The sequence below is a fragment of the Trueperaceae bacterium genome (assembly GCA_036381035.1).
In the GTDB taxonomy this organism is placed as follows: Bacteria; Deinococcota; Deinococci; order Deinococcales; family Trueperaceae; genus DASRWD01.
The window spans coordinates 21,469-28,736 of sequence record DASVDQ010000164.1 but is presented as its reverse complement, the minus strand read 5'-3'; the positions used below and the strand labels follow the sequence as shown (position 1 = coordinate 28,736).

The window sequence follows — 7,268 nt, the reverse complement described above, 5'->3', positions numbered from 1 at the left end:
CGTCGTGCGCGCCGCCGAGTCGCCGTCCGGCCAGGGCTACACGCCGTTCGAGGGTCAGGAGCTCACCGGGAGGGTCGTGAAGACGTTCCTCCGCGGCGAGCTCGTCTACGACCGCGGCGAGGTCGTGGGGCCGGCGAGGGGACGGTACCTGAGGGGTTAGGGGCCGCCCGCGCGTGGCGGTTGGCCCACGGCACGCCCGGACTGACGCACCGGTAGCCCCTGCCCGGCGCTCGCAGAGGGCCCGAGCCCCTGCTGCCTACCCCGGAGCCCACCGTTGCCAACGCCGGGCGAGGGTGATACGGTTCTGACACTAGGATTCAACATCCCACATCCTTCATCCGAGGGCGAGGCCCGAATGAAGCAGATTCAGTACACCCCGATGTTCGAGATGGTGCTGGACTCCCTGCGGGACTCCATCATCTCCGGCGTCTGGAAGCCCGGAGAGCTGCTGAGCCACGAGCAGATCGCAGCGCGCCTGAACGTGAGCAGGATGCCCGTCAGGGAGGCGGTGAGGCTTCTCGAGCAGGAGGGGTTCGTCTCCGTGCGCCGGAACGTCGGCGTCGAGGTGCTGCCCCTGTCCTGGGACGACTTCGAGGAGATCTACCTCATGCGCCAGGCCCTGGAGTCGCTGGCGGGGCGGCTGGCCACGCCGAACCTGCGCGACGCCGATCTCGACCGCCTGCGCGGGCTGCTGGACCAGATGGAACGGGTCCTCGACGTCGCGGCCTCGCAACCGGGACAGACCCTCGTCCTGACCCGCGAGTTCCACTCCACGATCTACAGGCCGTGCGGCAGACCTCGGCTCCTCAAGTCCATCGACACGCTGCGCAACCACAGCGCGAGGTACCGCGCGTTCGTCGTGCAGCTGCCCGGCAGGGCCAAGTCCCTCTTGTCGGAGCACACGCGGATCTACGAGGCCTGCCTGCAGCGCGATGAGGACGCCGTCGCGGACGCCATCCACGTCCACTTCCAGCAGGCCCTCGACATCGCCCGCCACGAGAAGGAGATGCTGCCATAGGCGCGACAGGGCCCGGCGGCCGCTACCGGGTCGCCGTCGACATTGGCGGGACCTTCACCGACGTGGTGGTGGCGGGGGACGCGGGGCTCGTCGGCGCCGCCAAGGTGCTGACCACGCCGGGCGACCCGCTCGTCGGGTTCGTGAGCGGCGTGAGGGACGCGCTCGCCGACGGCGACATCCCGTCCGCGCGGGTCGAGCACGTGGTCCATGCCACGACGCTCGTCACCAACGCCATCATCGAGAGGCGGGGAGCCAGGGTGGGCCTGGTGACGACCGCGGGGTTCCGCGACGTCCTGGAGATCGCCTTCGAGACCAGGTACGACCTCTACGACCTGCACTTGAGACTGCCCGAGCCGCTGGTCCCCCGGGAGCTGAGGGCCGAGGTGCCGGAGCGGATCGGCGCCGACGGCTCGGTGGTGACCCCCCTCGACCTCGACGAGGCCTTGAGGGAGGTGACCCGCCTGGTGGAGGAGGAGCAGGTCGAGGCGCTCGCCGTCTGCTTCCTTCACTCCCACGTCAACCCGGCGCACGAGCTGGCGCTGGCCGCCGCCGTGGAGAGGTGCTTCCCCCACCTGCCCCTGTCCGTCTCCTCGCAGGTGGCGCCGTTCATACGCGAGTACCCGCGCTTCTCGACGACGGCGGCCAACGCCTACGTGCAGCCTCTGGCCGGCAGCTACCTGCGCGGCCTCCGCGGCCGCCTCGCCGACGCCGGGCTGTCCGCCGACCCGTACCTGATGCTGTCGCACGGCGGCCTGACCGACCTCGACTCCGGCATGCGGGTGCCGATAAGGCTCTGCGAGTCGGGCCCCGCCGCTGGCGTGACGATAGGCGCTAGCCTCGCCGCTTCCCTGGGCATAGAGCGCGCCGTCAGCTTCGACATGGGCGGGACGACCGCGAAGATCTGCATGATCGCGGACGGCGTCCCCCACATAGGCAGGGACCTCGAGGTGGCGCACGAGAGCCGGTTCATGGCGGGAAGCGGCCTCCCGCTCGCGATCCAATCGGTCCAGCTGCTCGAGATCGGCGCCGGCGGCGGCAGCATCGTGGGCACCGACGCGACGGGGCTGTTGGAGGTCGGGCCCCGCAGCGCCGGAGCCGACCCCGGGCCAGCCTGCTACGGCGCCGGCGGCAGTGAGCCGACCATCACCGACGCGAACCTGCTCCTGGGCCATCTGCCGCCCCAGGTGAAGCTCGGCGGCCGCTTGGCCTTGGACGCGGACGCGGCGGAGAGGGCGTTCGCGCCCTTGGCCACGAGGTTCGGCCTCTCCGCCGTCGAGGTCGCCCACGCGGCGTACGACCTCGTCAACGAGAAGATGGCGCTGGCGGTCCGCCGTCACTTGGTCGAGTTCGGCCACGAGCCCAACGGGTTCGCGCTGATCGTCACGGGCGGCGCCGCTCCGGCGCACGCTTGCGCCCTGGCGGAGAAGCTCGGCATCAGGCGGATCGTCGTCCCGAGCGGGGCCGGCGTCGGGTCGGCGATCGGCCTGCTGGCTGCCCCCTACGTTGTGGAGCGCAGCCGCTCGGTCGTCACCTCCCTGGAGGCAGGCAGCTCCGCGTTCGTCCGCGCCACCTTCGCCGAGCTGGAGCGCGAGGCAGCCGGCGCCGGGGACGCCTCGTTCGGCGACGACTATCGCCTGCGCTACTTCTTGGATCTCAGATACAGGGGCCAGGGCTACGAGCTCACCGTGGAGGTCCCGGCGGACCTGGTGGCCGCCGAGGACCTGACCTCGAGGGTCGAGCGGCTCTTCGCCGACGCCTACAGGGCTCGCTTCGGGCGGGACCTGCCGGGCTGGCCCGTGGAGCTGCTGGCCCTGACCGTACGCTCCGAGTCCGCCCCACTACCGCTCCACACGAGCGCGCAGGCGGCGATGGACGGGGCCCACGACGAGGGACGCATCTGGTACGGCGGCCGCTGGCGCCGCACCCCCGTCGCGCCGTGGCTCTCGTTCCCTGTCGGGGAGGCCGTGCCAGGTCCCCTGGTCTTGACCGATCCCAGCACCACGGTCCTGGTGCCGCCGCGCTGGACCGTGGAACGGCGGCCCGACTGGCTCGAGCTGGCGTTCGCGGGAGGTGAGTCGTGAGCACCGCGACGACGCTGAGCCCCAGCCGGCTCAAGGTGCTGTGGGAGAGGCTCGCCGCAGCGACCGACGAGGCGGGGACGGCCCTCAGGCGCTCCGCGTTCTCGAACGTGATCCGCGAGTCACGCGACTTCTCCTACTCGCTCTTCGACAGGTCGGGGCGGCCGCTGGCGCAGTCCTCCGAGAGCATCCCCTCGTTCCTGGGCACGCTCCCGCTGACCATGCGACACCTCCTCGAGAGGTTCCCGGTGGAGGACTGGGGCCCTGGCGACGTGGCCATGACGAACGACCCGTGGCTCGGCACGGGCCACCTCCCCGACGTCTGCATCGCCCGCCCGGTCTTCCACGCGGGCGAGGTCGTCGGGTTCGCGGGCGCCGTAGGCCACGTCTCAGACATCGGGGGCATGGGCCTCTCGGCCTCGGCCCGGGAGCTGCACCAGGAGGGCTTGGTGATCCCACCGGTCTGGGCATACCGGGCAGACGAGCCGCTTTCCATCGTCACGGACGTGATAGCGGCCAACGTCCGCGTCCCGACCGAGGTGCTGGGAGACATCGAAGCGCTCGTAGCGGGCTGCCGAGTCCTCGACCGACGCGTGCGCCACACGCTGGAGGACGCCCCGGACTGCGACCTCGTCACCGTCGCCACGGCCCTCAACGAGCGCAGCGAGGCCGCCATGCGCGAAGCCATCGAAGCCCTCCCGCTCGAGGGCGCGGTCGAGCACGAGCTGGTGATGGACGGCCAAGGGGAGCCGCTGCCGATCCGGGTGAGGGTGGAGAAGCGCGGGACGGACCTGGTACTCGACTTCTCAGGCAGCGCCCACCAGGTGCCCTACGGGGTCAACTCCGTGCTGGCCTACACGCGCGCGTACTCGCTCTACGCCCTCAAGTGCGCCCTCGCACCCCAGCTGCCCAACAACGACGGCACGTTCGCGCCGGTCAGCGTGATCGCCGAGGAGGGCTCGGTGTTGAACCCCGCGCCCCCCGCCGCCGTGGGAGGGCGGAACATGACAGGCCACTTCGTCGCGCTCGCCGTTCTCGGTGCCTTGGCCAAGGTCGTGCCGGAGCGGGTACTGGCCGAGAGCGGCGCGCCTCGACCCGTGCTCTCGATGCGCGGCGTCAGGGAGAACGGAGAGCGCTTCAGCACGGTGTTCTTCCTGATGGGCGGCATGGGCGCCACCCCGGTGAGGGACGGGCACAGCGTCACGGCGTTCCCCACGAACACCTCGTTCACGCCGGTAGAGGTGATCGAGCAGACGAACCCGGTCCGCGTGCTGAGCAAGAGGCTGAGGCCCGACTCCGGGGGCGCCGGCCAGCACAGGGGAGGCCTCGGCCAGGTCATCGAGATCCAGCTCCTCGGCTCGGTGCCGGCGGAGGTCTCGCTCATCGGCAACCGCGCCGACAACCCGCCGTCCGGACTGGTGGGAGGCGGACCCGGGGCCGCGTGCCGCGCCTTCGTGAACGGCGAGCAGGTGGGGCTGATGGACACGCGGCGACTGCGACCCGGGGACGTGGTCAGGGTCGAGACGCCCGGGGGCGGCGGCTACGGCGACCCGTCGCTGCGGTCGCCGGCGGCGAACGAGCGCGACCTCCGCCGCGGGTACGTGACACGGCCCTCAGACACCACGTCGCGACAGGAAGAGGACGATGACAAGCGCAGCTCGACTTAGGCAGCTACTGGCGGAGGGCGAGTTCCTCACCGCCCCCACGGCGTTCGACCCCCTGAGCGCGTTGCTGGCCGAGAGGGCGGGCTTCCCGCTCTGCTACATCGGCGGGTACGTCGTGGGCGCCCATCTCGGTTGCGGCGAGCCCCTCCTCACGGCCTCGGAGATGGTCGAGGCCGCGGGGCGCATCGCCAACGCCGTTCGCATACCGACCATCGCCGACGCTGGCGCCGGGTTCGGCGGCCTCCCCCACACGGTGAGGACGATCCGCGATTTCGAGCGCGCCGGCGTGGCGGGCGTGCACATAGAGGACCAGGTCGTCCCGAAGCGCGTCGGCTACCACAGGGGCGAGGTCCACGTCGTGCCGCGTGACGAGATGCGGCACAAGCTCAGGTTCGCGCTGGAAGCGCGCGACAGCGCCGACTTCGTGGTGATCGCCCGCACCGACGCGAGGCGCGCCGTGAACGGGAGCCTCGAGGAGACGCTCAGGCGGATCCGCATGTACGTCGAGCTCGAGGCGGACCTCATCCTGGCCTTCCCGGCGGACGCCGAAGAGGCGGCCCGGTTCGCCGAGGCAGCGCCGGGCCGGATGGTGTACGTCGCGCCCGAGGGGCGGAGCACGCGGCCCAACCTGCCTGCCAGCGAGCTGAAGGCGCTCGGCTACAGGATGCTCGTGCACTCGGAGGGCAGCCTCCTCACCGCGGCCAGTGCGCTGCGTGATTACTACCGCGACCTGAGGGCTCGGCCGGACACGACCCCACAGGCCGAGAGGGCCTTCGCGGCCGAACGCGCGTCGGTGGAGAACGCGCTCGGCCTCGTCGACCTGTTCGCACTAGAAGACCTCGAGCCCCTATGAGGGCAGGAAGGGAGCGTCGCCCGAGTGCCGAAGTGTGATGACGGACGTTCGCCAGGGGGAAGGGGGATCGCGATCGGATGGAGGTCGCTCAGAGTGAGAAGAGGGCTGATCCTTACCACAGCGCTGATCGCGGGAGCGCTCGCGCTCTCGGCCGCCCTTGCCCAGGGCAACGCCCTGGTGGTCGACACGACCCAGGACCCAGTCAGCATCGACCCGCACGTCGCCACGTCCGTGGACTTCTACCTCCTCGGCAACGCGTACGAGCCGCTCGTGACCGTGGCGCCAGACGGCGTGACGGTGGAGAGCGTGCTCGCCGAGTCGTGGGAGGTCTCCGACGACGGGCTCGTCTTCGAGTTCACCCTCCGAGAAGGGGTGACCTTCGCCGACGGGACGCCGCTGGACGCTGACGCCGTGGCGGCCTCCATCCAGCGGCTCAAAGACCTGCAGCGCGGCAGCGCCTGGGTCGTGGAGCCGGTGGACGCGGTAGAGGTCCTGTCGCCGACGCAGCTCCGCATCACGCTCGCCAAGCCCTTCCCGTTCCTCCAAGCCCTGCCGCTCGTCTACATAGTCTCGCCGACCGCCGTGTCGGAGCACGAGGTCGAGGGGGACGACGCCACGGCGTGGCTCAGCGAGCACACCGCGGGCACCGGCCCCTACCAGCTCGCGCGGTGGGACAAGGGCCAACGCCTCGTCTTCACGCGCAACGAGGACTACTGGGGCGGCTGGGAGGGGGATCACTTCGACGAGGTGACGGTGCTCTCGCAGCTCGACCCTGGCACCGCGAGGCTCCTCCTGGAGTCCGGTGACCTGGACGCCACCCTGAACTTCTCCGTCGACGACCTCCCCGCCTTCGAGGCCAACCCCGACCTCACTGTCATCGAGGCCCCGACGCTGCAGCAGCTCTACCTGCGCCTCAACAACAAGTACGGCCCCACCGCCGACCCGCGCGTGCGCGAGGCCATCGCCTTGGCGTGGAACCCGGCCGACTGGCAGGCCGCGGTGCAGAACACGCTGCCCGCGGACGGCCCCACGCCCGTCGAGCTGCTCGGCGCCGGTTACACGCCCTCGGTGGGCGTGGAGCAGGACCTCGAGCGCGCCCGCGAGCTCCTCGCCGAGGCCGGCTACGCCGACGGCTTCACCTTCAACTACCTCTGGGACAACCCTTACGAGTACAAGCGCGTCTTCGGCGAGCTGCTCCAGGCTCACCTCGGCCAGATAGGCATCACCGTCAACATGATCGCCGTGTCTCCGGCCACCTTCTTCGAACGCGTGCAGTCCGTAGACTCTGACGGCGACAGCCCTGACGCGATCCACGGCTTCCTCCTCAGGGCCGTTCCGCGCATCCCGGACGCCTACTCGTTCCTGTACTTCCTCTACTACTCCGACGCGCAGGAGGGTTTCGGGCGCAACTACCTCCTCTACAGCAACCCGGAGGTGGACGCCTTGATCGACGAGGCCATCCAGACCCCGGACACGGCTCACAAGCTGGAGCTCTACCGCCAGGCGAACGAGCTGATCATCGCCGACCATCCCGACCTGTTCGTCGAGAAGTCCATCTTCACGATGCCCATCAGGAAGGACATCCAGGGCTTCGTGTTCCGCCCGGCCGAGCAGTGGTTCCCGTTCCGCTTCTATGAGCTCCACCGCGAGTAGAA

At 70.5% G+C, this 7,268-nt stretch carries 5 protein-coding genes; all 5 read left to right on the top strand.

The genetic code is table 11. From position 1 onward, the window contains the following. Window positions 1-355 precede the first annotated feature (355 nt). The 5 genes from VF202_15840 to VF202_15820 all read left to right on the top strand — a co-directional run bounded on the left by VF202_15840 (window position 356) and on the right by VF202_15820 (window position 7,266). Window positions 356-1,018, top strand: a complete 663-nt coding sequence (locus VF202_15840) for a GntR family transcriptional regulator (GenBank protein HEX7041589.1) — start codon at window positions 356-358, stop codon at window positions 1,016-1,018. Continuing rightward, the gene (locus VF202_15835; protein ID HEX7041588.1) at window positions 1,015-3,099 is read left to right on the top strand and encodes a hydantoinase/oxoprolinase family protein; all 2,085 of its coding nucleotides are present in this window, start codon (window positions 1,015-1,017) and stop codon (window positions 3,097-3,099) included. The genes VF202_15840 and VF202_15835 overlap by 4 nt, the downstream gene beginning before the upstream one ends. Further along, window positions 3,096-4,763: a hydantoinase B/oxoprolinase family protein gene (locus VF202_15830; GenBank protein HEX7041587.1), complete on the top strand. Its 1,668-nt coding sequence runs from the start codon at window positions 3,096-3,098 to the stop codon at window positions 4,761-4,763. The genes VF202_15835 and VF202_15830 overlap by 4 nt, the downstream gene beginning before the upstream one ends. Next, window positions 4,741-5,613: an isocitrate lyase/PEP mutase family protein gene (locus tag VF202_15825; GenBank protein HEX7041586.1), complete on the top strand. Its 873-nt coding sequence runs from the start codon at window positions 4,741-4,743 to the stop codon at window positions 5,611-5,613. The genes VF202_15830 and VF202_15825 overlap by 23 nt, the downstream gene beginning before the upstream one ends. Before the next feature lie 93 nt (window positions 5,614-5,706). Beyond that, on the top strand, window positions 5,707-7,266 hold the full coding sequence (locus VF202_15820) for an ABC transporter substrate-binding protein (protein HEX7041585.1): 1,560 nt from the start codon (window positions 5,707-5,709) through the stop codon (window positions 7,264-7,266). Window positions 7,267-7,268 lie beyond the last annotated feature (2 nt).

Coding starts and splice junctions, on each gene's coding strand:
- VF202_15825 (HEX7041586.1), top strand. CDS start 4,741: ATGACAAGCGCAGCTCGACTTAGGCAGCTACTGGCGGAGGGCGAGTTC.
- VF202_15840 (HEX7041589.1), top strand. CDS start 356: ATGAAGCAGATTCAGTACACCCCGATGTTCGAGATGGTGCTGGACTCC.